Source organism: Bacillus cereus group sp. BfR-BA-01430 (assembly GCF_022663115.1).
Lineage (GTDB): Bacteria > Bacillota > Bacilli > Bacillales > Bacillaceae_G > Bacillus_A > Bacillus_A cereus_BD.
Window position 1 is genome coordinate 599,406 of the sequence record NZ_JAKUEW010000002.1, and the last position, 26,955, is coordinate 626,360.

Genomic DNA, 26,955 nt, shown 5'->3' on the forward strand with positions numbered 1-26,955 from the left:
AATGATTTTGTACACCTTCAATTGTTAGGCTGTTTCTATCTATCTGTAAATGAATAAAATTAGACGACAATCTACATTTTTTTCAAAAAGTGTATATTCATTAACTTCTAGATTTTTCTACAAAGAAAAAATCTTTCCTTAAGGAAAGATTTTTAGTGAAATATACATTGCTTTTTATAATAATTAATTCTCTAAACATTCGGTTATTAATTGATAAAAATTTACCTATTTAACATTTCACAACTTTTCATATTTATCATCATAACTTTATTTCATATCAATAAGAAAAAATTATCATTAGACAGAAAAAGAAGCCAAAAAGCTGAACAAAACAGCATTTCTGGCTTCCTTGAATGAAAAGTATATTGAATTACATTTCTCCACTTAATTTAACTAAAATTTTAGCTTGTGATTTATCATTTGTTAATGCTTCAAAACCTTTTTCTACGATATCATCTAACTCAATTTGTGAAGTTACAATACCTTGAGGTTTTAATTGTCCTGTTCCCATTAAATCAACTGTTTGTTGGAATGAAGTTGGTGTATACGCAATTGTTGAAGTTACTTTAACACCTGTATTCGTTAATTGCATTGGGTTCCAGTCGATTGAATGAGCAAAGATTGAAACGATAACAACTGTACCACGAGGTCTTGTAACATCGATAGCAGATTTAAATGTTGGTGCAACACCTGCTACTTCAAATGTAACATCTACACCATTTTGAGTATGTTGTTTTACTGCTTCAACAGGATCAATTTTTCCAGAGTTAAATACTTCAGTTGCTCCAAGTTCTTTCGCTTTTTCAAGACGTGTTTCAGATAAATCAAATACAAGGATTTTGCTTGCACCTGCTGCTTTTGCTGCGATAACTGTTAATAAACCAATTGGACCAGCACCAAAAATAGCTACAGTATCACCAAATTGCATGCCGCCTTCTTTAACAGCTTGAACTGCTACAGCAGTTGGCTCTACTAATGCACCATCTTGTAAAGTTAAAGTATCAGGTAATTTATAAATATTATGTTCAGGAGCATTTGCAAAAGTTGTAAAACCGCCATCACCATGTAAACCAATAAAGCTGAAACCGTCATAACAATCAACGTCTTCTGGTTTGTTACCATGTGTAATAGTAGGGTTCACAACTACGCGGTCCCCAACTTTATATTTTGTTACTGCTGGACCAACTTTTTCTACTACACCTGCAAATTCATGTCCCATAATGATTGGAGCAACTTCTCCTGTTAACTCATCTGGAGCATCTACAGGTACAAAAACTGGTCCCTCTTGATACTCATGTAAGTCAGAACCACAAATTCCTGCCCATGCTACACGAACAGTTACTTCATTGTCTTTTAAAGGTTTTAATTCTTTCTCCTCAATACGAATATCTTTTTGTCCATACCATACTGCTGCTTTCATCATTACTACCTCCATTTTTGCAGGATAAATACAATATGAAATATATAGAAAAATAAATATATTTTTCTATCATCCCACTTTAAGCAACCTTCTATAAAACATTATATTTTTATATAAAGAAAAATAGTTTTAATTGCTTACTTTTGCCTTATCCTGTTATTATTTTTCGGTTTATAAATATGTAATATGCAAAACCTAAAACTTACAATTAATAAGTTTATGACTTTATTATATCGACAAACTAAAGCAAATTCAAATATACAGCTCATATTTTTGAATTTTATTTTATATTTATAAACATGAGATAAATAATTTGTGTTAACGCTTCTTTACGCTTCTTTACGCTTCTTTACGCTTCTTTACGTTTCTGCACACTTATTCATCACCCGTACATAAGCTGTACTTATAGAAACAGAAAGTGTCTTTTTCATTTCACGTAAATAGGACACGGATCACTTCTATACATAATTCCTCATACGCTTACTCTCATTTTATGTTCTTATATAAAGTGAAACTTTGGCTATTACGTACAGTAGGTCTTACTGCTCTAAAATAGCAGGATAAACAAAAAAACCTACAGAAAATGATTGATATTTCCCGTAGGTTTTTGATTGCAAGAAGATTTGGAGAATACGCTACCACCTTTTATAGCGTATTCAGCAAATCTTGATACCACTCAGCTGCTTTTTCTACTTCACTTACAGTCAACTGATGTCCTCTATTTTCCCAATGTACTGTTACATTCGCATTCGCTTTTTCTAACAATGTTTGTAGTTCTTCTGATTCCTCTGGTGAACAAATCGGATCATTTGTTCCAGCTGCAATAAATACAGATTTACCTAATAAATTAGGAAGCCCAATTCCTCTTCTTGGTACCATAGGATGATGAAGAATCGCTCCTTTTAACGCATCTTGATAATGGAATAACAAACTTGCTGCTATATTGGCCCCATTCGAATAACCAATTGCGATTACGTTGTCTCGATCAAAACCATATGTTACAGCCGCTTCATCAAGAAATTCATTTAACTCTTTTGTGCGCAAAACAAGATCCTCTTCATCAAAAATCCCTTCTGCTAATCTACGGAAGAAACGTGGCATTCCATTTTCTAATACATTCCCGCGTACACTTAATACAGAAGCTTCCTCATCAATTCTGCCCGCAAGCGGTAACAAATCTAATTCATTTCCTCCTGTACCATGCAATAATAATAATGTTGGTTTTGTTAAATCTTTTCCTTTATGAAAAATATGTTTCATCATTGATCCCCTTCCAAAGTTCGAACCTCAATAGGAGGTAAGAGTTCTTTTAATTCGTCTCGTTTTTCCTCTAACCAAGATGGTAGCATAAGCTTTTCACCCAACGCATCTATCGATTCATCGACTGTAAAACCTGGTGGATCCGTCGCGATTTCAAATAAAATGCCACCTTCTTCATGAAAATAAAGAGCCTTAAAATAATTTCGATCAAGAATTTCAGTTGGATAATATCCTTTTTCTTTCAGCATAGACCACCATTGTTGGTGCTCTTCTTCATCTCTTGCTCGCCATGCAATATGATGCACGGTTCCCGCTCCCATAAGCCCTCGAATAGAAGCGGTTAATTTAATATCAATCATATTTCCAATGTCCGCTTCTGCTTGAAATCGTAAAAAGCCATCGTCTTCTCCAATACATTCTAGTCCAAATATGTGTTCAAGTAGTTCTGATGTTTTATTCGGCTTTGCAGAATATAAAGTAGCGCCGCTAAACCCTCGAATCGCATTTTCTACTCCGATTCCTCCAAAACTCCAAGCATTTTGTGAGTTACCACCATCACGTTCTACAAGTTCAATTTGCAAACCATCTGGATCTTGAAACTGTAAATATGTTTCTTCAAACCGAGTTGATTTTTGAAACTCTACATGAAATTTTTGTAGACGCTCTTCCCAAAATGACATCGATCCAGTTGGTATCATATAACCAGTTACACCAACTTGCCCCATTCCAATACGTCCTTTTAATTGTTTAGGCCACGGAAAGAAAGTAATAACCGTTCCTGGTTCGCCAGGTTGATTCCCAAAATACAGATGATACACTTCTGGGCGATCAAAATTAATTGTTCTTTTTATAAGTCGTAACCCTAAAACTCCTGCATAAAAATCAATTGTCCGTTGTGCGTCATTTACCATTGAAGAAATGTGATGAATACCTGCTATCTTATTGGACATTGCTTTCTCTCCATTTCGTTATGAATCTTTCTTCCCATTTACTGAGGTCTTTCAATCGAGAAGATATCACCTATTTTAGCATAATTATGACCTGCCAATCGGCTCACTGCTGCCAATCCTTTTGGATCGATTCTTCCATTTGCATAGATTTCATTATCAATATGAAATTGAACCACTTTCCCTATAATGAAATCACACCCTGGCGAATCTATGCCTCCTAATTGTACAGAATGCTCTAATACACACTCCATACGAATTTTACTCTCTTTCACTCCTGGCACAGAAATTTTTGTACTTTCTACCGGTGTAAAACGGGCTAATTCAATCTCACTTTGGTTTGGTGGCAGATTAGCAGCTGTCTGATTGACCATTTCTACATTTTGTTCATCAACAATATGGACTACAAATTCCTTGCTATCGAAAATATTTTTTGCTGTATCCTTCTGTCTTCCATCCGGCCGCTGAATGGCTAATGAAATCATTGGCGGATTAGAAGAAACGATATTAAAGTAACTAAAAGGTGCACCATTCAAAACATGGTCTTTTGAACGTGTTGTAACGAAAGCAATCGGTCTTGGAATAATACTCCCTATGAGAAATTTGTAATTTTCTCTTTCTGTATTTTGAGATGGATCTATCGATAGCAAAGAAATCATTCCCTTCATGAAATTAGTCTAGTTCTCTTACTTCAAATGGTAATAACATTTGTTCCAGTTGTTTTCTATGTGGCTCATATTGCTCCGGCAACATTAATTTTTCTCCCATTGTTTCTTGTGATTCATCATGTGCGAATCCTGGAGGATCTGTTGCAATTTCAAATAAGATTTCTCCATGCTCTCTAAAGTAAATCGCGTTAAAATAGTTTCTATCTCGTACAGGTGTTACACCGTATCCATAGCGCGAAACATGTTCGCTCCAATCCAATTGATCTTGATCATCGCTAGCGCGCCATGCAATATGATGCACGGTACCTACTCCCATTTGTCCGCGTCCAATCGATGTTAATTTTAGATCAATAATATTTCCAATATCAGCTGAAGAACGGAATCGAACGAAATCTCCTTCTTCTCCAACTTTTTCTAGTCCCATAACATGTTCTAATAACTCAGCTGTTTTATTTGGTTGAGAGGAAAGAAGAGTTGCTCCGCCAAATCCTTTAATAGCAACTTCTGGTGTCACTTCACCAAAATTCCAAGTATTCACTTCTCCTTCTTCTCTTTCCACAATCTCTAAATGTAGTCCATGTGGATCATCAAATTCTAAGTACTCTTCTCCAAAACGAGTTATTTTTGTATAAGGAATATCGAATTTTTCCAATCTCTTTTCCCAGAATGCCATTGCACCTTTTGGAACTACGTAAGAAGTTACTCCTACTTGACCATCTCCAATGATTCCTTGACGAGCACCTGCCCATGGGAAGAAAGTAATAATCGTTCCTGGTTTTCCACCTTCATCACCAAAGTAAAGATGATACGTTCCTGGGTCATCAAAGTTAACCGTTTGTTTCACTAAACGTAATCCTAAAACTCCTGCATAAAAATCAACATTTTCTTGAGGGTGACCTACAATTGCTGTAATATGATGAATTCCCATCGTTTTCTTATTCATTGTATACTCTCCTTTTTTATTTCATTATTTAAAACGTAACGATTGTCTTATTCTTTTTACATTCATATTTAATCTTATCTATAAGGGATCGTTGCATTCATACTTATGTATTTTATCTCGAATTTTTTTATCTTCAATTCGAGATATTAGTTGTAAAAATACAAATGACCTCTTCCCTACACGCTCATAACAATTTGGGCATGCTATAAAAAGAACACTCGTTTTTATAGCTTCAACCAAATCTATTTTATCTCGAAATCGAGATAAAACCTAAAAAAATTATAGACTTTGTGCATGATATCCTAATTTCTTTAACTGTTCAATCATCATTTTTTGTTCTTCATGACTTAAACCATCAAATATTTGTTGAATTGCCTTTTTATGCTTAGGGAATATCATTTTCATAAATTCAATTCCTTCTAACGTAATCGCAGCATAAGTCACACGGCGATCGTTAGAACATGGCCTTCTTACTAAAAGCTGCTTTTTTTCCAACTTATCAATAACGTACGTAATACTACTACTTGCAAGTAATATTTTGTCACCAATTTTTTGTATAGGTTGATCCCCTTTATTAAATAGCAACTCAAGAACTGCAAATTCAGTAGGATGAATTCCATATCCCTTTATATCTTCTTCAATACGCTTCGTTATTGACTGCCCTGCACGAGAAAAAATAACGAATAACTTTAAAGACAAATCTTCATTATTCATCCTATCCATAGCATCAATTCCTTTTCAATTATCTTGAATTCGAGATAATTGTATAATAAGAAATGTTAGTTGTCAATATTTTTTATCTTTTCTTGATAGTATTCTTTGCCTTTGATATAAAAACTCATAAAATGATGTTTAAATGTTTGAAAAATACGCGAAGAAGAACGTAAATCATAGTAGATTTCTAACAAAAATGTTTGATAAGATAATTATATACAAAAACAAACATAAGTTGTAAAAGGGGAATTTTCTTTCAAAAAGAAAAAACCGATTCATCCCCACCTTCACTTCGTTTAGAGGAAAGGGTTTCTCGGTTAAGATGATAAAAAATCATTCAAAATCCCATGCATATTCACCATCATAGTCTTCAAAGTAACCAGCATTATCAAGGCCACTCCCAAACCCACCTTTATATCCCCTTCTATCATTATATCCATAAGAATAAGGAGTATGGTATGAGGGATAGAGATAATAAGGATTGTAAGATGGATCATAATACAAATGATAATCAGATCGTTGGGGTATTGGGTAAGAATATAACTGCGGTGTATAGTCGGTACCATTATGTTCATTTTGTACCAAAAATTGTCCAGAATCTTGAAAGTTAAAATGTCTATTCTGCAAAATGATAGCCTCCTCCAAAAGTTTTTCATGCTTTATTCTATTCAAGTTCTTATAATATGGAGTAAGTACAATTACTGTTTTTCGCAAACAAAGACCCATATGGCACAAAACAAACGAAGGCTTTCTTTTTAAATTTAAAAATTTTCTTACTACCCCAGTATAAATAATTACATAATGTTCGACTAAAGAGATTAATTTTTCTGAATTCAACTTATATATCAATTCATTTTGCAGTTCTATACAGTGAAACTTTAATTAGTGGGGTTTTCTTCATTCCCCACCGATTCTCAGCCCTCACCAATCAGGCTTTTACAAGCAGTCCTACTCCCATCTAACTTCTTTGCTTTCGCTGAATTTTGAGGTGGGAGCCTTACTGCCCTCAAATAGCGGGATAAATTTCTACACTCTATCTTGCATCTCGCTCATTATCTAAAAGAATTACTTCGTAGTCGTTGTGTACCTTGCAACAGTGAAAGGAGGCGAATAGTTTATTCCGAACCCACCGCTCATACTCCCCCATTCTCATTAACCAATCTGCCGAACAATATAATCCGCCGTTCTTATTGCTAAAGCAACAGTGGAAAGAGTAGGGTTAGCAGCCGCAAGTGATGGAAGAACACTGTTATCAGCTATATAAAGACCTTGAACTCCATGAATTTGACCAACACTATTAGTAGCTGACGTTCCAGGATCATTCCCCATCCGACATGTACAAGATTCATGAACATCAGATCCTGGTGGATAGAAAGTAGGTTCTCCATCTAATCTTACTTCCATAGCCTGGGCTGACTGTATAATTCCTTGACGCATTTGATTTATTACTGCTTTATCTCTATCATTATAAGAAAAGTTAACTTGATTCAGTAGAACACCGTATTGATCTCGCGCAGAAGAGTCTATAAACACTCTGTTTTCAGCACGGGATTCTACTCTACCAAAAGTCGCAAAAATGATAGGTAGCTCATCAGGAAGTTCTTTTTCTTCAAATTGTTGATATGAAAAATATTTACCAGGTCCTAATATTTGAATTTGATAAGGAGCTCTCCTTGTTTCTCTCTTCAAAATAGCTAAGTTACCGACATTATCAGTGAACTGTCTCCGGCTTATTTTTCCGGTTCCAAGAAGGAATGAATGGTTCGTTAAATAACGTCCAATTGCTTGATTACTAATACCTGAATTGAGTAAAATACGTGGTGTTTCCAATGTATTAGCCGAAACTACCACATTTTTTGCTCGTACATTGTATGTTTTTTTGTCAGGCGTAATTACACTAACACCTACTGCTTTTCCATTCTCAATAAAAACACCCGTCGTATATGCATTTAATGCTAAATCATACGGCCGATCATTTAATGCGTAAGCTAGAAAATAAACAGAACTAAACCAAGCATTGGAATGAATTTCTCCAAAACGAGGCCCTCTCATATCACAAGCAAGTGGAAAATCTGTTGCTTCAGGAATTCCTCTTGATAATAATCGCCTCATAAAAACATTTTGCATAGACGATCCTTTAGCATAAGATGTTGTAACATTCATAGCTTTCTCTGCTATTCGATAATACACATCCATTTCACCAGGATTAATAGGCCATTTTTGTATTTCAAAAAGCGGTGGACGTGGGCAGCCTGCATTCCAAAAAAGAGTTCTCCCGCCAAGCGCATACGTATGTCTAGCACCAGAAAACTCAGGTAAACGTTCCCCGACAGGAGTTGAATTATCAGGCCATAATTGATCACGCATTCGATCATTATTTATGGTTGGAATATTTAACGCATGTGAATGGAATAATTTATTTCCTTTTTCTAGTATACCGATACGCTTCGCACCTTGCTTCTTCCACATTTCGCATAATCGATAAAGCGTTGCTCCTCCACCAGCACCACTTCCAACAATCAGGACATCATAAGTTGTATTTGCCATTTGTTCCACAGACTTAGTTGGAATCCAATTATTTGGGTAAACCCACATAGTGATTGCCCCCTTCACTCTTCATGATACGCCTAACACTTATACATATGGCTCTCAGCATAGATATATGCTCTCTTATGTTTTAGATAAGGGGCTTTGGTTAAGATTAAAACGAAAAATTTTCTTCATGAAATTCCTAAATTGAAAATACAACCATTATGAAAGTAAATCTTCTATCACTTTTCTTATCGTGACAGATTAAAAAATCCTCTTAACAGTTCCTACAAAAATAAACGAAAAACGAAAGGTTCAACTCATATCCCTTCTTATTTTCCTGTTTATTACCAATTCTATATCTCATATAAAAAAAGGGTTTAAATTTCTTATGATTTCTTATACTATGATAGGCATAGAAAGAGGTGCAAACATGGAAGAAAAAAAAGTTACATGGCTAGAACTATTTTATGACTTACTATTTGTTGCAGCCGTTGCAACCGCTACTGAAGTATTACATCATGTTGAAAAAGGGGAGATTCATTCAGAGTACATATTAAAATTTGTTCTTATTTTCATCCCTATATGGTGGGCTTGGACTGGGCAAACAATGTTTATTAATCGGTTTGGACAAGACTTTTTTCATCAACGCATTTTTATGATCTTTCAAATGGTATTTGTCCTTATTATGATATCGAGTTTATCGGTTGATTTTGATGCATACTATCTTTCTTTTCTTATTGGCTATATTGGGCTTAGGGCACTAACAGCAATCCAATATCTTGTTGTTCAAAATATAGAAACAAGTTATAAAAAAAAGGTAGCCTCATTTTTAGGGACACGCTTTTGGATTGGAATTATAATCTCGTGTTGTTCTATGTTTTTTGATTCATGGATTCGATATGTTCTACTCTATGCAGGAATTATTTTTGACATGATGATACCATTTTTAGGACGGAAGTATTTAGTAAAGGCTCCAACTAATACAGCTCATTTATTGGAACGTTTTGCCTTATTGACGCTGATTTTATTTGGAGAATCAGTAATTAGTACACTTTCTGTATTACAACCACAACAGGATGACTGGGAATCCATTTTATTTTCTATCATTTCATTTATTCTCATTATCTCCATGTGGTGGCAATATTTCGATAACATCGAAAAAAAAGTGAATAAGTCAATCCAAACCGCTGGCCAAACGATTATATACGGTCATCTTTTTATTTTAATGGCACTAAGTATGATTGCCGCATCCATTAAGTTATTATTTTTACAAGAGGTGCAATATTCATTTCTCTTATATTTTACATTTGGTTCCGTATTGCTCTATTTTATTGCGACTACTATCGTTTTTCATCAATATAGATATGAACAACAACGTTTGAAAGTTTACCATCTAGGGTTATTTTTGGGCATTTTAGCCTTCTTTTTCATTTTTAATGTATTAATAATCGTTCCAAACATAATAATAATAGGAGAATTAGCTGTATTTTTTATTATCTATGCTAAATTAACTACCGCTTAAAAATGCATTCACTCGGTTAGAAGTAGCTTATTATAGTAAAGGGATCCAAATAAGTTCTCACATGACTACTATATAACCTACTTCTATTGCCTAAAATAAGAGCAATCCGCTTTTTTGCTAGTTGCTCTTATTTTAGATATGGACAAAATTGCAAATAAGTGTATGTATACTTCTAATCATAATAGAAAAACTTCATTTTATGTTTTCGTCACATTATCCTCATAGAAAAGTTCTACCTACTCGTTCTATGATTGGGGCTCTTTTTCCAGCTAATAATTGATACAACGTAGTTTATTCTTCAATCATCAATTTACAATTTTTTCGAACTCGTCCATCGTTTTACTTATTTTCTCTTGATTATCAATCACTTCTTCTTGTAATTTTTTATTCACATCGTTAACAGTAGCTACTCCCTTTACGATACTTTCTACATTTGAATTTATTTTTTTTATTGCATCTTCCACATTGTTAGCTAATCTTCTCACTTCCTCCGCTACTACTGCAAATCCCCGTCCATGTTCTCCTACTCTTGCTGCTTCAATCGCTGCATTTAAAGATAAAATATTTGTTTGAGCAGAAATATCTTTAATGATTTGAGCAATATCACTTACTAAAGTAACCTTTCCCCTCAACGAATAAAGCGCTTCCATATTTTCCTTAGAATTAACATTTACTCTATTTCCTAAGTCTATTGATAAATCTTTCAGCTGAGAAACAACTTCTCTTGTTTGATTTTCACGTTGTGTAATGTCTGTCGCAATTTTTAGTACTGCCTCTACTACTCCCTGCTCATTCAAGATTGGAATGTATGTAGCTTCAAACCAAACTAACTCCCCTTTTTTAGTAACTCTTTGAATTTTTTCTTGAAACTTAATCCCTTGTTTTAAATTATCCCATAGCTGATTATATTCTCTACTATTTACAAAATTAGGAACGCAAAATTGTTGATGAACTTTATTTTTCATTTCATTAACTGTATACCCTAAAGCTTGTGCAAAATGTTCATTTACCCAGATTACCTCTTTATCTAGGTTAAATTCAATCATCGCTAAATTCGCTTCTAATCCAGCCAAAACAAGCGATTGATCCAATACTTGAGTGCTACTATTTATGTTAGAAGAAATCCCCATAAGCAAAAAACCCCTTTTATTCATATTTTTTACTATTATATTATATTTAAATATTAAAATACAAGTAACTCTAAGTATACAAAATAAAGTATGCGATTATGAATACAGTGAAATTCTTCATCCCTCACTGATTATGAGCCCTAAAATAGCGGGATAAAAAATGATAAGCTATTCTCAAGTGTACAACGATACAGATGTCTATCTTTCTACATAAGTATGATACCTTTTTAGGAGGACACGATTCGAATACGTTTGATTAATTCGGTCGTATCCTTTTATACGGAACAGATTCAGCATACTAAACTACCTTCCCTATACATATTGTGCTATGAATGAATATAAAAAAAACCTCACTTTATCGTGAGGTTTTTTATATTCATTCATATGCATTTTTACTATAAGAACAACAGATTTACATAGATGCTGTTTTTTCTGGTTTTGTTTTAGTAAATTGATATAAAGCAATTGCACCTAAAATAACGAGTATACCTTCAGGGGCATCTAATAGAACTGTTTTCCAAATCTCTGGAATAACCAATTCATTCCCTGTAGTAGATCTATAATACCCCTCTATGTAACCTAGAAAAAATTGAATTCCATATAGAAAAACCAATAACTTTAAGCCAAATCGAATCCATTTTTTATTATTAAGCATTATATATCCCTCCTACAATAATAAATTTATATATAATGTTATTATACTATAAAAACTTACCTTTTCAATCTTAATAATGCCATATAGAAGGTATTCTATTATTATTTTTTTATAATATAAAGTTTATTTAATGTGTTAGAAATCAAAAATTAAATAAATGCTGCTTTGAAAGCTTGTTGAACAGCTTGTACTTCTGCTGAATTTTCACCATATAAGTTTGTTGCTACACGAATACAGGCTGCCTTTAATTCTTTGAAGTCAGAAGTCATGTTTAACTCATCTGTATTTGCATAATAGAAAATATTAAACATTTTATCTTCGCCAATCCCTTGCACGACTACACCATTATGAGTACCGCCACTAGCAATGAGATACGCTACCTTATTAATAATACTAGAATTCGTATGGACGCCTCCATGGTCATGGGCAGCATCGATAGGCAAATGGTTGTAATGTCTATAATCTTCAGGATATCTAGAAGATATGGATGATGGATTTTTCATATCGCGAACAATACGTCCTGATTGTTCTCCCATTGTCCAATTGAATTTCCCGTTATTTGCATACTTTTCAACTGCTACACCTAAAATATCTGACAAGGCTTCATTAATTGCACCAGATTCTCCGGAATAAACAAGGCCAGATTCATTTCTTGTAACAGCATGTGTAAACTCATGCCCTGCCACATCATAGGCCTTAACAAGCGGATCTCCATATACAAGCATAGTCCCGTTACTAAATGCATTAAACCATTTTGTAGGATCTCCCGCACGAGAACCATTTGATCTCCAACCGTGCACGACAGAAATTACTTTTTGCCCATTGTTATCAAAACTATCTCGTCCGTATTTTTCTTTATAGAAATCATATACTTTCGTTGCTAAATAATGTGCACTAACCGCTTTAGAATCTGTGAAATTTTGAGAATCACTCGTAACGAAATCATCAAGGTATGCCCAGGCATTTCTCATATAATTGTTATAATCTTTATAATTTGCAGTATACGTTTCAATTCCTTTTCCACGAGAATAATCCGCAAGTATATATGTTCCGTCACTTCGCTTTGTAATTCCGAACGTGCGATTAATGCCTAAATCATCCTTTCCTGTACCTGTTAGTCCCGAAGAATTTTGTAATTTATTCACTTTCATCGTTTGAACAATCTTTGGATCTACTTGTATATCTGACTTTTGAACTATCTCTTTTAATAGATTACCAGTCTGAGCATCTATTAATACTGTACCAGATATATATTCAGGTACAGTTGCACTAAAATTAATTTGATACGCATTGACTGCTTTACCTGTATTTTCATCAACATATACCACTTGTTTTGTTTCTGGTTCTTCAATAAAAACGAGATCGTTCCCATATATATGGAAAATTTGTTTTTTTGCATCATCTTTTGATAAATTGATAGGTTGTTTCAAGCTCTCTTGTTGCTGTAGATTTTGAGCACTATCACCTGAAACACTAGTAAGCACACCATCAGTATCAATATGAGCCGTAAGCTGGTAACCGTACACATCACGATCCTCATATGTTTGCTGAAGACGTACTAAAGTTGTACCGTCATATGATTTCCGACTTTGTGTAACATTATAATTCACCTTAGATTCAGTATTCATTTGCTTCGGTGACAATGCCTGTTCTGTTTTTCCTTGCAATGCATCTTTTACTACATTTTCGGCTGACTTTTGAGAAGGAGACGTCAATTGACCTGTTCGAAATGTATCCTCTTTCATGTCAACTTTTAAATCTTCCGTTGCAGCATGCACTTCTCCGTACGGTAAAAGTGCTGATAACATAAATCCAGTTGTTAATCCCATTTTCACTAACTTTTTCTTTTTTTGCATTCCGTTACCTCTTCTATTATCTTTCTATTAAATTCATAAAATAGTTTATCAGCGATTTGATTATAAATACATAAAGTGATATAAATATGCATAATTACATAAATAACTCATGTTGTAACTTCCTCTTCATTTCAGGGCATCCCCATTCTCACCCTAGTTCAATTAAGTAACAGTAAATTTAAAATTTCAATATCACTTTTACAATCTTTTAACATTGTCATCGAACCAGAAATCAAAAACTGATAGAAATACTACAAGTTTTTGACGATTGTTTATATAGATTTTTAATCATTCACTTTTTCGATTTCACCAAGTACTACAAAGCCACCAAGAGAGATTCCCCAAAATGCATGTCCTGTATGCACTCTTACTTTATCACCAACATGAAATGTTTGTCCCTCACGTAACTGCACTTCCATTTCTAATGTTTCACCATTTAAACTAGTGTATTCAAAAAGAACAGAAGTTACTCCTGATGTAATATCTGTGTAAACTTCTACAACATGCCCTATCTCATATTCATATGCTTCAATACTAGGATGATACTCCCCCTCATGTAACAATTGATTTCCTTGCATAGTAGCCGTATTTGTTTCTAAAGAAGCTGCACTAACCTTTGCTGTTTCTATCCCCGCTACATTTGCACCTGCTAGTACTGCAAACCCTAACGTACTCGCTAAAATAACTTTTTTCATTTCATAACATCTCCATTCTTGTTGTATGTGAGTAGCTCGTTTCTATAGCTAATCACTGTAACTATTATAGTTACGGTTATTGTTAATTATCAAGAATAGTTTTTATGCAATTTTACATTTCCTTAAAACAATTACAGGCTAATAGAGATACTTTCTACATGTTATAAAATTTTCGCACTAACACTAAAACAACATTGTCATTTTTCTGATTGAAATGCTAGAATTCTCTCTTTCATTTTTAAAATAACTTCATTAGAGGTAAGCTTCTCTCCGGATGGGACTCCTAAAATAAAGGAAGCGCCTTCACTAGCATATACTTCCTCTCCTTTTTCATGAGTAACAAGAAATAACCCTTGTCCTTCAAATTCAAAATAAGCAATTTCTTTCATTTGTTCTACATTTGATTGGATGATAGACTGATAGATTTTATATAAATCTTTACTACGGTTCTCTCCCCCCATACGGATAGGTTCTTGATCATTTGTAAAAATCAAACCTTCCGGGTTATTTCTATTCAGAATAAACCATAATTTTTCATCTGTAGGTATTAAAAGTTCTGACACTGTTTTAGAAGCACTGTTTATAATATCTTGTGGTCGTTTTGATTCATACACACGAAAGAAAAATGTAGATGTTTCTACAGATGAATTAGAAGTGAACTGACTGATTTGGTAAAGTTGCTTTCCATCTTTCGATGAAATATGTTTACTATGTTGATAATCTTTTAATGCCATCTTTTCAGGAGCTTCCTTTGGACGATCTGTTGCATAGGCTTTATTCATGCATATGATTGCAACACTTAACAACGCACATGGAATGACAAATTTTAGTATTTTTTTCATAAAACCATTCTCCCCCTTATTGTGATTTAATACCCTCTACTAATATTTTGGATTGTTTCATTCCACCAAAATCTATTATTATTTTTGAATGATTCAAAGTTATGATTATAGTGATCGCCATACCAAGGATCCATATAAGTAATATAGTCCATCCCGTTTCCCCCTTTAAAATAGCCATCTAGCACAAGAAAATGTCCAACATTCCCTCCATTTTTCCAGTTAATTAGCGTAATCATAGGTTTATGACTATTAATTTGGCTTTTAAACCAATCATAAGAAAGAGCCCCACTACTAATTGTGGAAGTAAGACCAAAATAAGCAAGACCATGTTGTATTTCTCTAGAAGTAGCTGGATCATTATATAAACCTCCCTTTACATACCCAACAAATTGTTGTTGGGTAGTAGGTTGACCAAAATAATTTAAAACAGACACAGCAGTACCTGCCCAACACCAATTTGATTGTTGTTGTTGAATATTAGGAACATATAATTTATAGTTTGCTGCGGAATCAGGTGGATTTCCATTCACAAAGGCTGAAGCAATATACGCTTTCTTTCCATTTTTATAAAAATAAAACCAACGATTATCCAAATTGCCTGTCCAATAATCCTTTATAGCTTCTCCATATTCCCAACCATTAAAATAAACAGTCTGGTTTCCTAGAAGACGATCTATTATATTTCCAGCCAAATTTTTATCATCGCGTACATTTACTCCAATAGGAGCTGTCACACCTGAAAATTGCACTTCGTCCGCAAATACGTTATTCATACTAGAAAAATTCCAAATAGATAAAACAAATACAGCTAGAATTAAAATTTTCTGCACAATCTTCATCTTCCCACATCCTTATACATTATGTTTACAGCATTTCTAGAACAAGAATTTTAGCTAAAATTTTATCCCTCATACTATTTATCCTTTCTTACACATAAAACCTTTTTGAATTCCAATATGTAACAAATATGACACAATTAATCTATCTGTTTTGGCACTAGCCTATACTTAAGCTTATATCTTTTCCGCAATAAAGTAGAACACCACGGCAAATTATATGAAGCTGTTCACAGTTATCAAGATAATGGAGATTCAGGATGGATATTTTCTTTATCATTATGGAAACCACTTAAGATAAAATCATATACTATTAAAGAATCCAATGGGTTTTGATGCAAAAAATTAAAAAGAAAAATCTTTCTAAAAAACGCAATTAGAAAAAGGAATCCGTGATGGATTCCTTTTTCTAATTTTTAATATTGAATTTTATAAAATATCTTAGTTGAATAGAATAATAGATTAATTTACTCCAACTTGATTCCAAGCATTTTCTACTGCCTTATATGTTGCGCTATCATATCCATCATAATCAGCTGCAGATTGTAATAAAGCTGCACGAGCTTGTTTAAAGTTACTTGTTGGTGTTAAATAAGTTGTTAAAGCACGATAATAGATTTTTTCCGCTTTTTCTTTACCAATAGCGTTAATTGTTAAATAAGCCGCCTTATTTGGAATACCGCTATTGATATGTACGCCCCCATTATCTCCTGCTTCGGTAGGAGGTAAAAATTGATAATCTTTCATATGAGCAGGTTGTCCATATTTTTCTGGGTCTGATAAACTACGAAGTGCATCTCCAGAAACTCTAGGTGTATATACAGCTTCCCCTAAATCCCAGTTGTTTGGATCGACAAAATATCCAAATACATCAGAGAAAGATTCATTTAATGCACCTGATTGATTCACATATTGCAAATCAGCTGAATATTGAGTCACCGCATGCGTTAATTCATGAGCAACGACATCAAGTGCACCTGAAAGTGGCATAAATTCATAACCGTCTCCATCTCCATAAATCATTTGCTGTCCATTCCAAAATGCATTATTGACATTAATTCCATAATTAACAGCTGAACGAATTGTTTTACCATTTCCATCAATACTGTTTCGATTATGAACATTTTTATAATAATCATAGACTTTTCCCGCATGATAATGAGCATCAACCGCAGGTCTTTGATTTTTATTAATCCATGCATTATCATCATCTAATAAATAGTAGTTAACTGGATAATCTGCATCACTATGGTTGACTGTAAATGTTTCAATGACTCCTCCATTCATAGGCTTTGTCATATCACGTAAATAGTATTTTCCCTTTGTACTATTATAAGTTGTGTTTAGTTCTTTTCGGTCACCTAACACACCATAACCATAGCCTTTTTTAGCAATATCTGCATCTGTAACTGCATTATATGAATCTACAATTGTTCCATCTTCTGCGTTAACATAAATTTGCCAATTGGCTCCATAAGGTTTAACAAATTGTAATTGTACTTTAAATGTTAAATAATATTTTCCTTCTTTTTCATATACGACTAAATCAGCTTTTTCACTTGTAGATTCTAAGTTTTCTTTTACTTTATCTAATACATTTCCATTGCCTTCGACTAACGTGTCATTTTTTGTAAGATTAATATGTTTCCACGCATTTGAAAGAGCTGCTTCTTTCGAAATTTTAGCAGTTGTATTCTTTCTTACATTCTCTGCAGCATCTGGGTGTATATTTCCATTTACTGTTGTTACTTTACCCTCTTTATTTGTATGAATCATAAATCTTGCACCATCAACTGGTACCTTATTAATAGATTGAGTATAAACATAGTGTTTCATTCCCAAATCATCTGACTTCACTTCTTTAAGCGTCAAGTCTGTTTTTGGGTCAAGTTTAAATAAAGCTTTATTATCTTCCAAAAATTTCTCGACTTCTGTTTGAGTCTGTACATTTTTAGTTGATAATTCTCCCGCTAGGAAAGAAGGGTTCCCTTTTTCTTCATTCCAATCTTTTTGTACGACTTCCATTTGATCCATAATTTTTTGTTGTGACGCTTGTTCTTCTGCAAAAGCAGTTGAAAATGGTGCCCCTAAAACTGCACCAGCAGTCAGCAATGTAACAACTGTTTTCTTCATCTTTGTTTCTCCTTTCAATATTAGTAATATATCAAAATAAAATTGCATAACTAAATATACAATGATTTTTTAGACAAAGCATACAAATATGAATAATTGCATATATTTTTCTTCTATGCAGATAATTAGTTATCTATATAATTAATTATTATAATCCCATCATTATAATTAGAAGGAATCATAATCTTATGTATGATCAGATACTATCAAGTATAAAGATGCTCCTTTATCAATTATGTAAATTTTTATACAAGTTATGAATGAGTATCAGTTCACAAAAGTGACAAGAGGATACAAGTATAAAGAAATTTTTAATAAAATAATTGAATACGCACTAAAGTCACACGGATTACAAGAAATGAAAAGTAAAAAAGGATTTATGTTTTAGTGTCCTGCCTAAAAGTGTTACTATAAATATCAGAACAATATGAAGTGAAGGATGTTATAGACAGCTCCACTCCCATCTCACTTCTTTTTTTCACTATTTTTAATACGGAAGTCGTACTGTGCATAGGTAGCGTAATAAACAAAAAACGTTTTTTCACCTCATTGTTTTACATATACTGCACATAACTATAAGGAACTGGAAAAACAATTCAAATTCAAAATGAGAAAAGGGGATACAATGGAAAAGAAAACAAAACGTCAAGAAACTGGATGGAATTTTGATAATAGTTATGCTCGTCTACCGGAATCATTTTTTTCAAAACTTCTTCCAACACCTGTACGCGCACCACAGTTAGTGATTCTTAACGATTCTTTAGCAACATCTTTAGGATTAGACCCGAAGGCGCTGAAAAGTGAAGAAGGCGTAGCTGTACTTGCTGGTAATAAAGTCCCTAAAGGTGCTTCTCCTCTTGCACAGGCATATGCAGGTCACCAGTTCGGACATTTTAACATGCTTGGAGATGGACGTGCACTACTAATTAGTGAACAAATTACACCTTCTGGCCAACGATTTGATATTCAGTTAAAAGGTTCTGGACGAACACCATATTCACGGCGTGGAGATGGACGCGCTGCACTCGGGCCAATGCTCCGCGAATATATTATTAGCGAAGCATTGTATGCACTTGGGATTCCGACCACTCGCAGTCTCGCCGTAACAACAACGGGCGAATCCATATTTCGCGAAACAGAATTACCAGGCGCCATTTTGACACGGGTAGCTAGTAGCCATATACGTGTCGGTACATTCCAATACGCAGCGGCTACCCGCTCAATTGAAGACTTAAAAAGTTTGGCTGACTATACAATAGAACGTCATTTCCCACATATTGAATCACATGAAATACCGTATTTAGCACTGCTACAAGAAGTAATAAAGCGACAGGCTAGCTTAATTGCAAAGTGGCAACTTGTTGGTTTTATTCACGGTGTGATGAATACTGATAATATGACCATTAGTGGAGAAACGATTGATTATGGCCCTTGTGCCTTTATGGATACATATAATCCAGCAACCGTATTTAGCTCCATTGACATGCAAGGCCGATACGCGTATGGAAACCAGCCATATATCGGGGTATGGAATTTAGCACGATTGGCAGAATCTCTATTGCCACTTCTCCATACAGATATAGAACAAGCTGCTCAAATTGCTCAAAACACCATTTCAAAATTTGGCCCGTTATACGAGAAGCATTGGCTTGCTGGGATGCGAGCAAAACTAGGCATATTCAATGAAGAAGCTGCAGATAAAGAACTAATGGAAGAACTGTTAAATACGATGGAAAAATATCGTGCAGACTATACAAATACTTTCCTTGCTTTAACTTTCGATACAAATAAAGATACTGATTTCTTTAAAAGTGAAGCATTTACATCTTGGAATAAAAAATGGCAAGAACGATTAAGCAGACAAGAAGAATCAAAATCGTCTTCACAACAGCTAATGCGAGATAATAACCCTGCGATTATTCCGCGAAACCATCGTGTCGAAGAGGCATTAGAAGCTGCAGTAAAACAAGAGGATTATCGTGTAATGGAACGGCTGCTGGCTGCCCTTTCCGCTCCTTATGCCCATTCACCTGAACAATATGAATACGCTACAGTGCCCGCGCCTTCCGCTCAACCTTATCGTACTTTTTGTGGCACGTGAGACAGTTGTCTTTAAACATGGTAAATAGAACCTCTGGAGAACATATACGGTTCTCGGAGGTTCTTATTCTTCTTCTATCCTTTACATTTTTCTCAAAAAACAGGGGCCATGAAAAGTAAGTATTGCGAGACAAACAGCTAAATATTTTTCGATTCCATTCCCTCCAAAAATCTCATCAAATCATCCCCTACTACTTCATTTTGAATATTTTATTTGGATTTAAAATATTTTGTGGATCAAGGACCTGTTTCATTTTTTGCATAATAAGAAGTGCTGGTCCATGCTCTTTCTCTTGATATTTTTGCTTCCCAATCCCTACGCCATGCTCACCCGTACATGTTCCTCCGTGTTCTAACGCGTACATAACAATCTTTTCATTTATTTCCTCTGCACTTTTCACTTCTTCTTGATCATTTGGGTTTACCATTAAAAGGACATGAAAATTCCCATCTCCTACATGCCCGAGAATGCCACCAATTACTCCGGTTGTATGTAATGTTTCTCTTGCGTACTGTATTGCATCCGTTAATTCTGAAACTGGAAGACAAACATCTGTACTCATCAGTTTTTTACCAGGATAACTATGAATGTATGCATATGCTAAATTATGTCTTGCATCCCACAATTTATTACGCGCTGCCGTTTCTACTTCAAACGCAAATTCCTTACATTTATGATCGCCAGCAATCTCTTTCGTAAATTCAACATCCTGATGTAATCCTGCTTTATTGCCATGAAACTCTAAAAATAATGTCGGTTCTTCTCTATAGTTCATTTCACTATATCGATTCACCTGTTTCATTGAAAGTTCATCGACAAGTTCAATTCTCGCAATAGGAATACTAGCTTGTAAAATATGAATAACGGTTTCTACTGCATCATTTACCGTTGGAAATGATGCTCTTGCTGCTACCGTATGCTCCGGTATGCCGTATACTGTTAACGTTAATTCTGTAAAACATCCCAGTGTCCCTTCCGATCCTACAAAAATACCATTTAAATGATAACCTGATGATGACTTTGCAGCTAAATTACCAGTATGTATCACAGTCCCATCTGCAAGAACGACTTCTAAATCGCGCACTTGATCTCGCATAACTCCGTACTTTACCGCTGTCGTTCCACTCGCATTCGTTGCAGCCATCCCGCCTAACGTAGCATCTGCACCTGGATCGACGCTAAAAAACAAACCATATTTTTTTAAAGCTTTATTAAGCTGTGAGCGCGTTACACCCGGTTGTACTTTTACAAGAAAATCCTTTTCTCTTACTTCAAGTATTTTATTCATAAGAGAGAAATCGATTGTAATCCCTTTTTCATACGGAATCACGTGCCCTTCAAGACTAGATCCCACGCCAAACGGTACAACAGGCTTTCCGTATCGACTTGCCAATTTCATAATTTGACTCACTTCTTCTGTCGTTTTCGGAAACACAACAACATCAGGTAAACTACTCGCATGATACGATTCGTCTTTACTATGCAGTTCTCTTACTGTCATATTAACTACGACTCGCTCCTCAGAAAGTATTTCTTTTAAATTCACCACTAAGCGCTCTATTGTAACTTCCATCTCCCTCTCTCCTTTATTAATTATTTAATTTTAAATTAAGTTAACTATTTTATATATAATAATCTGAAAAAATGGATAATTCAAGTTTTTACCTCCCGTTCTTCCCCTCTATTTTCCATGTCATATAACAAATCTCATATCAGGTTCAGCTTGATTATTCTTGAAACAGAACTCTATATTTAACTTGCCTCAATGTGATAAATACTTATCTATAAAAATAGAATACCTTCGTATAGACGCAATCTGTCAATGGATAATAATCATGCTCATTACCTAGAAGATATGTAAAATTATAATTTCTATGTATCTCTTTCTTTGACATGAAATCATACAAAAATCACGTATAATAACAAAAGGATAGTGACATACATGTTGTGCACCATCCTTTTTATTTTGGGTAATGACTTCCCCCTTCATCTACAGACTTAAGACTTTAATTTTATAAATGAAATATTAGGAAGTTCTTGTAATTCTTGAATAAGCTTATTTTTATCATCAGATGAGATAGTCTTCGTTTGTATATTTACTTTATATTCCCTTTCTTTCTCTTTATTGATTACATTTACCTCATAAGTTAACATTTGTATTCCTTTGACTTTCAATACCTCAAGAATCTTTTGTATCGCCTCCTGTGTATTTACACATATTTCTACTGAAATGTGTTGTGGAAACAGAAACTGAACTCGAAAAATACGACTAACAATTTCTAAACCAATTAATACAAGAATCGTCGCTCCTATTCCAACTGTATACATCCCCGCTCCAATTGCCAGACCAATTCCTGCTGTTGCCCATAAGCCAGCAGCAGTTGTTAAGCCCTTGACTGCTTGTTTTTGAATAATAATTGTACCTGCACCTAAAAAGCCAACCCCACTAACAACTTGAGCTGCCACACGGCTTGGATCAAGTGATATATGTTCCTCCAACATAATATCAGAAAAGGCGTATTTGGAAACAACCATAATTAGTGCGCTGCCTACCGCTACAAGAAAATGCGTTTTTAATCCTGCTTCTTTCGAACGAATTTCTCGTTCTATCCCAACCATAGCACCTAATAACCCCGCAACACCTATTCTTAAAACAAAATCAAAATCTAATATCATTTTGCATTTCTCCTTTCTTTTTTATTTATAGACAACTAACACCTCCTTTTTTTAAAAATTATGTTAATGTTATATATATTACATCTAAAAAAAGCTTATTTACAATAATGTTGATTTTGTCATCCCTACAGTTGATTTACAAGAAGAATATTTACAATTTTATCAAGAGTGGAAAAATAGTGGCGAAACAATGATTCCTCGGGTCATTGAAAAGGATCCTTCCGATTTTCCTACAATGGTTCAAGAGCTACTCGATGCAGCAGAAGGGAAAAATCTTCCTCCAGGTTGGGCCCCTGACACAACGTATTGGCTCGTGACAACTGATCAAAAAATAGTTGGCGCGGTAAATATTCGTCACGGCTTAACCGAGCATCTCTTTCATGCTAGTGGACATATCGGATATGGGATTCGCCCCTCCGCAAGACAAAAAGGATATGCTAAAAAGTTATTAACTCTCTCTTTAGAAAAACTGAAAGAATTAGGTGTAACGAAAGCTCTTATCGTTTGTGATGAATGGAATATTGCTTCAGAGAAAACAATTTTACATAACGGTGGCCGTCGTGATGAGGATTTCATTGAAGAAAATGGAAATGTTGTTCGAAGATATTGGATTGAATTATAGCAAAAAAGGCCCTTTCCATACGCAAGGGCCTTCTTCTAAACTGATTTCATTTATCATTTTTATTCCGCCTCTTTTTCTTTGCATCTCTTAATGTTTTACTTACACTTAAGATTAAAATGATAAATATAATTCCAGCAAACGCCATAGTTTCTAAAATAAAGTTCATCATGCTTCCTCCTAAAATGTATGGCTAGAAACTTCTTTACTAGAAGTTTCTAGGCCGATTCATATAACGGAAAAGCGGGTCACTATCGTCATATCTTTCCTACCAGTGTATCAAAAATCAGCATAAAAAACAGCAAGACCCTTAACCAGTTCTAGTTGGTCATCGTGCACCATTTTCCTTATATAAAAAGCCATTCTTTTTAGTATGATACTAAAAAGAATGGCCAAGTTTATAGTCAAATTTTTACTTCATTGCACGTACTTCAGCAACAAGCTTTCCACCTTCGACACCCATATATAGTTTTACAGGTACATCTTTTGTATTTTCAAATACTAAGTCTAAATATGGATAGGCTATTGTCGCATCTCTTCCCTTTGGTACATATCCAACTGCTTTAGAATGCGTTGTTCTCTCTACCATTTTTAAACCAGCTTGATCTGCCGCGTTATATAAAGTGGATGAAGTTTGACACACTCCGCCTCCATATCCATCTACTAATTTCCCATCGACAATTTCTTTTCCTAATTGATACCCTTTATCAGGTGTTGTATCTCCAATTAACGCATTAAAAGAAAAGCGATCTCCTTTTCCTAATACAACTCCGCTAATATGATTAGCAGATATACGAATATTTTCGATTCTTCCACCAGTCGAGCCACCTAAATTTGTTTCATATCGACCGATAACCGTACCAGATCCGCTTGCATCAGCTGGTGTTGCTACTGGTTTTTTCTCAACAATCGGTAACTGATATGAAGAATCCCACATACCGACATTCATTAACTTTTCTACTAATTCTTTTTCCATTAACTCATAAGAAGGCTTACCTTCTTGCCATGTGCCATCACTTGTCATACGTGAAGGAACCATTTTTTTATCAACGCTTTTCCCAACTTCACTTGCAATTTTTGTTACTGCTTTTTTAAATTTATTTTCATCTTCAAAGTATCCTAAGCTGGATAAATCTAGTTTTTTCACTTCTGTTCCTGTGCGTCCATCTACTAAACTAATACTATCATTGACGTCTGTTTTCGCTTCTACTGTATGGCCCCCAATATCGCTGACTAACGCTACATCACTAACTTTTGTACCACAGCCACTTACTACACCAATACATAGTGCCCCTATTACAATACTTTTTGCTTTACGTAACAATATACTCTCTCCTTTTCCCCAACAACTTTTCTTGCTCTTTTTTTCCTATCTTATGTATGTATGATTGCCTTACTTTACAATATGATTATAAAATATTACATTTTGATTTCTACTCTATTAAAATTACTCTTTTCTTCATAAAATGTCTACACATATTTGCATAAAAAACATAAGTTTGTTAAGATTGTAACCTTTATCGTTTGTAACCAGTATATACCATGTAATATGTGAAAAACAAATGTAATATATCTGTATTTATATTTTAGACTTTCATACGAAAAATCCTCTTTTATAATCATTCTGCATATCAAATTTCCCTTTATGGGTATTTGCCGTGTCACCCATCCGCTTTTGCACATACATTATGGTGAATTTAACCTAATTTGAAAGAACGGAGGATGTTATATGTATCCCTACAATTCATATGCTTCATATAATCCTTATGCTTATCCACAGCAATACGACCCACAGCTACAATATCAGCCATATGTAGAGCAAACAGAAGAAATTGATCCATATGATCCAAATAGACAATTCCAAATTCCAATTTCATTTCCTGGTAGTGGTGGTCGACAATTAGAAAGACGAGTAAATGAACTTGAGCAACGCGTTAATCAATTAAATAGGCAGGTCAATCAACTTCAAAACACATTAGAACGCCATACGCGTAGACTTAACCGCTTAAATCAACGTTTGCGCACTGTTGAAAACAGATTGAACATACCATTCTCAGCAGTTGAAGATGGCTTCTAATCTACAAACCAAAGAAAAAGGAAGGGAACTCCCCTTCCTTTTTCTACGAACTAACGTTTCTTTTTGTGAAATTGACGAATGTTTTCTCCATCTCTATACTGATAAGAGTTAACGAAATGAAATAAGGTGATAAATATGGATTTCGAAATAAATTTTCTTTCTTTTTATGTTATACAAGTAGAAGGAAAAGGAGAACAAGCAGATAAGCGATATAAGCACTTCCAAACATTAGATGCGGAAGAATATGAAAATAGCTCTCTAAAAGAATTTCTTGATGGAGAATTATTAAAAATATCAAAACGAAAAGTGGAACGCCATGCAAAAACAGAACAAGCTCCAACAAAAATCGGTCGATTTATTGTCGAGGTTGGACATGAATTAGATTCAAATCCTCATTACAATTTATTTAACCGGATTCGATTTGCAGAAACGAAAGAGGACTTCAAAGATATGAGCGAACCACTCGTTTATACTTATATTGATACAAGCGCCGTTCGAGGCGGTGTCTTTTTAATTGCACAGGCAAAATTGCGAAAATACTTTGATGACCCATTTGTCTTCGTTTTGAAATGTGACTTTGAACCAAAAGTCGCATCAATTTCTGATGAAACTACTTTAATTCGTAACGTCGAAATGGCTATTACGACAAAAAATATGAAGTCCATTCAATATCCATACATGCCTGAAGAAGGTATGGTGGAAATAGGCGAATTAAAAATTCACCAAGCATCACACGCACGCTACTTTGAAGACTTCTTAAAATTTGTCGAATACGAACGCTCCATGCCTGAAATTATGAAAACACAAGTAATGGACATGGTATATGATCAAATTGAAGATGTATTTGAAGAAGGTACGGAAGAACGTGAACAATTCGACCAAGCAATGGAAGTATGGGCCGCTAGTCCAAAACGTGAAATTATGGAACAATTTTCAACAGAAGAAGTAATGGAAGCTACTGCTCAAATTGTCGAGCATGCTCCTGAAGTGGAATTAAAGGTAAAAGCGGATCATATCTCTGTAAAGGCTCTGCTTGCTGATTTCGGGGATCAAATACATATCGCGAAGGTAAATGATCGATACGTACTTATGATTGAAGCTGATACGCTTACGTTTGAGAAGGGGTTTTCTCCGATTGAGTTTCTGAAGCCAGATGAGTTGCAAGATGTGATTGAGCGGATTGAGAATAAGCAGCAGTATTCTTACGATCCGAGCGGGATTGAATAAAACTCTTTTATAAAAAATGACTTCTAAAGTGTTTAAAATAACAATTATGTTTCCATACGTGTGACTACGTTTGTGACCATACAATACTCAAATTTTTGGTTC

24 protein-coding genes and 1 pseudogene are annotated in these 26,955 nt (G+C 34.5%); 5 read left to right on the plus strand and 20 right to left on the minus strand.

Annotation, left to right across the window (positions count from 1 at the left end; all coding sequences use genetic code 11):
- Window positions 1–370: 370 nt before the first annotated feature.
- The 8 genes from MR058_RS07430 to MR058_RS07465 all read right to left on the minus strand — a co-directional run bounded on the left by MR058_RS07430 (window position 371) and on the right by MR058_RS07465 (window position 8,547).
- On the minus strand, window positions 371–1,420 hold the full coding sequence (locus MR058_RS07430; RefSeq protein ID WP_242143358.1) for a 2,3-butanediol dehydrogenase: 1,050 nt from the start codon (window positions 1,418–1,420) through the stop codon (window positions 371–373).
- Between the two features lie 645 nt (window positions 1,421–2,065).
- Window positions 2,066–2,680 carry an alpha/beta hydrolase gene (locus MR058_RS07435; RefSeq protein ID WP_242143359.1) on the minus strand — a complete coding sequence of 205 codons (615 nt, stop codon included), beginning with the start codon at window positions 2,678–2,680 and terminating at the stop codon, window positions 2,066–2,068.
- Window positions 2,680–3,630 (minus strand): ring-cleaving dioxygenase, encoded by a 951-nt coding sequence (locus MR058_RS07440; RefSeq protein ID WP_242143360.1) that lies wholly within the window; start codon window positions 3,628–3,630, stop codon window positions 2,680–2,682. Before MR058_RS07440 ends, MR058_RS07435 begins: the two co-directional genes overlap by 1 nt.
- Before the next feature lie 38 nt (window positions 3,631–3,668).
- Entirely contained in the window at window positions 3,669–4,277 is a 609-nt protein-coding gene (locus tag MR058_RS07445; protein WP_242143509.1) for a flavin reductase family protein, read from the minus strand.
- Window positions 4,278–4,299: 22 nt separating this feature from the next.
- Window positions 4,300–5,238, minus strand: coding sequence for a ring-cleaving dioxygenase (locus tag MR058_RS07450; protein WP_242143361.1), 939 nt, complete (start codon window positions 5,236–5,238; stop codon window positions 4,300–4,302).
- Window positions 5,239–5,517: 279 nt separating this feature from the next.
- Window positions 5,518–5,961: a MarR family winged helix-turn-helix transcriptional regulator gene (locus MR058_RS07455; protein WP_242143362.1), complete on the minus strand. Its 444-nt coding sequence runs from the start codon at window positions 5,959–5,961 to the stop codon at window positions 5,518–5,520.
- 324 nt (window positions 5,962–6,285) lie between these two features.
- Window positions 6,286–6,579: a hypothetical protein gene (locus MR058_RS07460; RefSeq protein ID WP_242143363.1), complete on the minus strand. Its 294-nt coding sequence runs from the start codon at window positions 6,577–6,579 to the stop codon at window positions 6,286–6,288.
- Between the two features lie 525 nt (window positions 6,580–7,104).
- A complete protein-coding gene (locus MR058_RS07465; RefSeq protein WP_242143364.1) occupies window positions 7,105–8,547 on the minus strand; it encodes a GMC oxidoreductase in 1,443 nt (480 codons plus the stop codon).
- A gap of 367 nt (window positions 8,548–8,914) precedes the next feature.
- On the opposite strand from MR058_RS07465, the gene MR058_RS07470 reads away from it, so the two are divergent.
- On the plus strand, window positions 8,915–10,006 hold the full coding sequence (locus tag MR058_RS07470; protein ID WP_242143365.1) for a low temperature requirement protein A: 1,092 nt from the start codon (window positions 8,915–8,917) through the stop codon (window positions 10,004–10,006).
- Between the two features lie 305 nt (window positions 10,007–10,311).
- On the opposite strand, the gene MR058_RS23630 is transcribed toward MR058_RS07470, so the two are convergent.
- The 8 genes and pseudogenes from MR058_RS23630 to MR058_RS07505 all read right to left on the minus strand — a co-directional run bounded on the left by MR058_RS23630 (window position 10,312) and on the right by MR058_RS07505 (window position 18,153).
- Entirely contained in the window at window positions 10,312–10,638 is a 327-nt protein-coding gene (locus MR058_RS23630; protein ID WP_396021431.1) for a methyl-accepting chemotaxis protein, read from the minus strand.
- A 99-nt stretch (window positions 10,639–10,737) separates the two neighbouring features.
- Window positions 10,738–11,160: pseudogene (locus tag MR058_RS23635) on the minus strand (PAS domain-containing protein); the annotation flags it as partial.
- 388 nt (window positions 11,161–11,548) lie between these two features.
- Complete coding sequence (locus MR058_RS07480) at window positions 11,549–11,791, minus strand: DUF3937 family protein (protein ID WP_242143367.1); 243 nt, start codon at window positions 11,789–11,791, stop codon at window positions 11,549–11,551.
- A 149-nt stretch (window positions 11,792–11,940) separates the two neighbouring features.
- Window positions 11,941–13,647, minus strand: a complete 1,707-nt coding sequence (locus MR058_RS07485) for a M4 family metallopeptidase (protein WP_242143368.1) — start codon at window positions 13,645–13,647, stop codon at window positions 11,941–11,943.
- Window positions 13,648–13,931: 284 nt separating this feature from the next.
- The gene (locus tag MR058_RS07490; protein ID WP_242143369.1) at window positions 13,932–14,342 is read right to left on the minus strand and encodes a hypothetical protein; all 411 of its coding nucleotides are present in this window, start codon (window positions 14,340–14,342) and stop codon (window positions 13,932–13,934) included.
- A gap of 197 nt (window positions 14,343–14,539) precedes the next feature.
- Window positions 14,540–15,184 carry a hypothetical protein gene (locus tag MR058_RS07495; RefSeq protein WP_242143370.1) on the minus strand — a complete coding sequence of 215 codons (645 nt, stop codon included), beginning with the start codon at window positions 15,182–15,184 and terminating at the stop codon, window positions 14,540–14,542.
- Between the two features lie 26 nt (window positions 15,185–15,210).
- Complete coding sequence (locus MR058_RS07500) at window positions 15,211–15,957, minus strand: papain-like cysteine protease family protein (RefSeq protein ID WP_396021432.1); 747 nt, start codon at window positions 15,955–15,957, stop codon at window positions 15,211–15,213.
- Window positions 15,958–16,482: 525 nt separating this feature from the next.
- On the minus strand, window positions 16,483–18,153 hold the full coding sequence (locus MR058_RS07505; protein WP_242143372.1) for a M4 family metallopeptidase: 1,671 nt from the start codon (window positions 18,151–18,153) through the stop codon (window positions 16,483–16,485).
- Window positions 18,154–18,778: 625 nt separating this feature from the next.
- On the opposite strand from MR058_RS07505, the gene MR058_RS07510 reads away from it, so the two are divergent.
- The gene (locus tag MR058_RS07510; protein ID WP_242143373.1) at window positions 18,779–20,254 is read left to right on the plus strand and encodes a protein adenylyltransferase SelO; all 1,476 of its coding nucleotides are present in this window, start codon (window positions 18,779–18,781) and stop codon (window positions 20,252–20,254) included.
- A 190-nt stretch (window positions 20,255–20,444) separates the two neighbouring features.
- On the opposite strand, the gene MR058_RS07515 is transcribed toward MR058_RS07510, so the two are convergent.
- Together MR058_RS07515 and MR058_RS07520 are read right to left on the minus strand one after the other, a co-directional pair.
- Entirely contained in the window at window positions 20,445–21,827 is a 1,383-nt protein-coding gene (locus tag MR058_RS07515; protein ID WP_242143374.1) for an FAD-binding oxidoreductase, read from the minus strand.
- A 425-nt stretch (window positions 21,828–22,252) separates the two neighbouring features.
- Complete coding sequence (locus tag MR058_RS07520) at window positions 22,253–22,930, minus strand: MgtC/SapB family protein (RefSeq protein ID WP_242143375.1); 678 nt, start codon at window positions 22,928–22,930, stop codon at window positions 22,253–22,255.
- 121 nt (window positions 22,931–23,051) lie between these two features.
- Between MR058_RS07520 and MR058_RS07525 the strand changes: the two genes are divergently transcribed.
- Window positions 23,052–23,552 carry a GNAT family N-acetyltransferase gene (locus MR058_RS07525; protein ID WP_396021433.1) on the plus strand — a complete coding sequence of 167 codons (501 nt, stop codon included), beginning with the start codon at window positions 23,052–23,054 and terminating at the stop codon, window positions 23,550–23,552.
- A gap of 46 nt (window positions 23,553–23,598) precedes the next feature.
- Here MR058_RS07525 and MR058_RS23300 read toward each other — a convergent pair whose 3' ends face one another.
- Entirely contained in the window at window positions 23,599–23,721 is a 123-nt protein-coding gene (locus MR058_RS23300) for a hypothetical protein (RefSeq protein WP_277926516.1), read from the minus strand.
- Window positions 23,722–23,961: 240 nt separating this feature from the next.
- Window positions 23,962–24,873 (minus strand): VanW family protein, encoded by a 912-nt coding sequence (locus tag MR058_RS07530; RefSeq protein WP_242143376.1) that lies wholly within the window; start codon window positions 24,871–24,873, stop codon window positions 23,962–23,964.
- A gap of 405 nt (window positions 24,874–25,278) precedes the next feature.
- Here MR058_RS07530 and MR058_RS07535 point away from each other — a divergent pair, with 405 nt between their 5' ends.
- Together MR058_RS07535 and MR058_RS07540 are read left to right on the plus strand one after the other, a co-directional pair.
- Window positions 25,279–25,626: a hypothetical protein gene (locus MR058_RS07535; RefSeq protein WP_242143377.1), complete on the plus strand. Its 348-nt coding sequence runs from the start codon at window positions 25,279–25,281 to the stop codon at window positions 25,624–25,626.
- A gap of 135 nt (window positions 25,627–25,761) precedes the next feature.
- Window positions 25,762–26,853 carry a DUF3900 domain-containing protein gene (locus MR058_RS07540; protein ID WP_242143378.1) on the plus strand — a complete coding sequence of 364 codons (1,092 nt, stop codon included), beginning with the start codon at window positions 25,762–25,764 and terminating at the stop codon, window positions 26,851–26,853.
- The last annotated feature ends 102 nt before the right edge of the window (window positions 26,854–26,955 follow it).

Bases quoted from the DNA above. Each gene is read 5' to 3' on its own strand.
- MR058_RS07430 (WP_242143358.1), bottom strand. From the start codon at position 1,420: ATGAAAGCAGCAGTATGGTATGGACAAAAAGATATTCGTATTGAGGAG.
- MR058_RS07435 (WP_242143359.1), bottom strand. From the start codon at position 2,680: ATGAAACATATTTTTCATAAAGGAAAAGATTTAACAAAACCAACATTA.
- MR058_RS07440 (WP_242143360.1), bottom strand. From the start codon at position 3,630: ATGTCCAATAAGATAGCAGGTATTCATCACATTTCTTCAATGGTAAAT.
- MR058_RS07450 (WP_242143361.1), bottom strand. From the start codon at position 5,238: ATGAATAAGAAAACGATGGGAATTCATCATATTACAGCAATTGTAGGT.
- MR058_RS07455 (WP_242143362.1), bottom strand. From the start codon at position 5,961: ATGGATAGGATGAATAATGAAGATTTGTCTTTAAAGTTATTCGTTATT.
- MR058_RS07465 (WP_242143364.1), bottom strand. From the start codon at position 8,547: ATGTGGGTTTACCCAAATAATTGGATTCCAACTAAGTCTGTGGAACAA.
- MR058_RS07470 (WP_242143365.1), top strand. From the start codon at position 8,915: ATGGAAGAAAAAAAAGTTACATGGCTAGAACTATTTTATGACTTACTA.
- MR058_RS07480 (WP_242143367.1), bottom strand. From the start codon at position 11,791: ATGCTTAATAATAAAAAATGGATTCGATTTGGCTTAAAGTTATTGGTT.
- MR058_RS07485 (WP_242143368.1), bottom strand. From the start codon at position 13,647: ATGCAAAAAAAGAAAAAGTTAGTGAAAATGGGATTAACAACTGGATTT.
- MR058_RS07490 (WP_242143369.1), bottom strand. From the start codon at position 14,342: ATGAAAAAAGTTATTTTAGCGAGTACGTTAGGGTTTGCAGTACTAGCA.
- MR058_RS07495 (WP_242143370.1), bottom strand. From the start codon at position 15,184: ATGAAAAAAATACTAAAATTTGTCATTCCATGTGCGTTGTTAAGTGTT.
- MR058_RS07500 (WP_396021432.1), bottom strand. From the start codon at position 15,957: ATGAATAACGTATTTGCGGACGAAGTGCAATTTTCAGGTGTGACAGCT.
- MR058_RS07505 (WP_242143372.1), bottom strand. From the start codon at position 18,153: ATGAAGAAAACAGTTGTTACATTGCTGACTGCTGGTGCAGTTTTAGGG.
- MR058_RS07510 (WP_242143373.1), top strand. From the start codon at position 18,779: ATGGAAAAGAAAACAAAACGTCAAGAAACTGGATGGAATTTTGATAAT.
- MR058_RS07515 (WP_242143374.1), bottom strand. From the start codon at position 21,827: ATGGAAGTTACAATAGAGCGCTTAGTGGTGAATTTAAAAGAAATACTT.
- MR058_RS07520 (WP_242143375.1), bottom strand. From the start codon at position 22,930: ATGATATTAGATTTTGATTTTGTTTTAAGAATAGGTGTTGCGGGGTTA.
- MR058_RS23300 (WP_277926516.1), bottom strand. From the start codon at position 23,721: ATGATGAACTTTATTTTAGAAACTATGGCGTTTGCTGGAATTATATTT.
- MR058_RS07535 (WP_242143377.1), top strand. From the start codon at position 25,279: ATGTATCCCTACAATTCATATGCTTCATATAATCCTTATGCTTATCCA.
- MR058_RS07540 (WP_242143378.1), top strand. From the start codon at position 25,762: ATGGATTTCGAAATAAATTTTCTTTCTTTTTATGTTATACAAGTAGAA.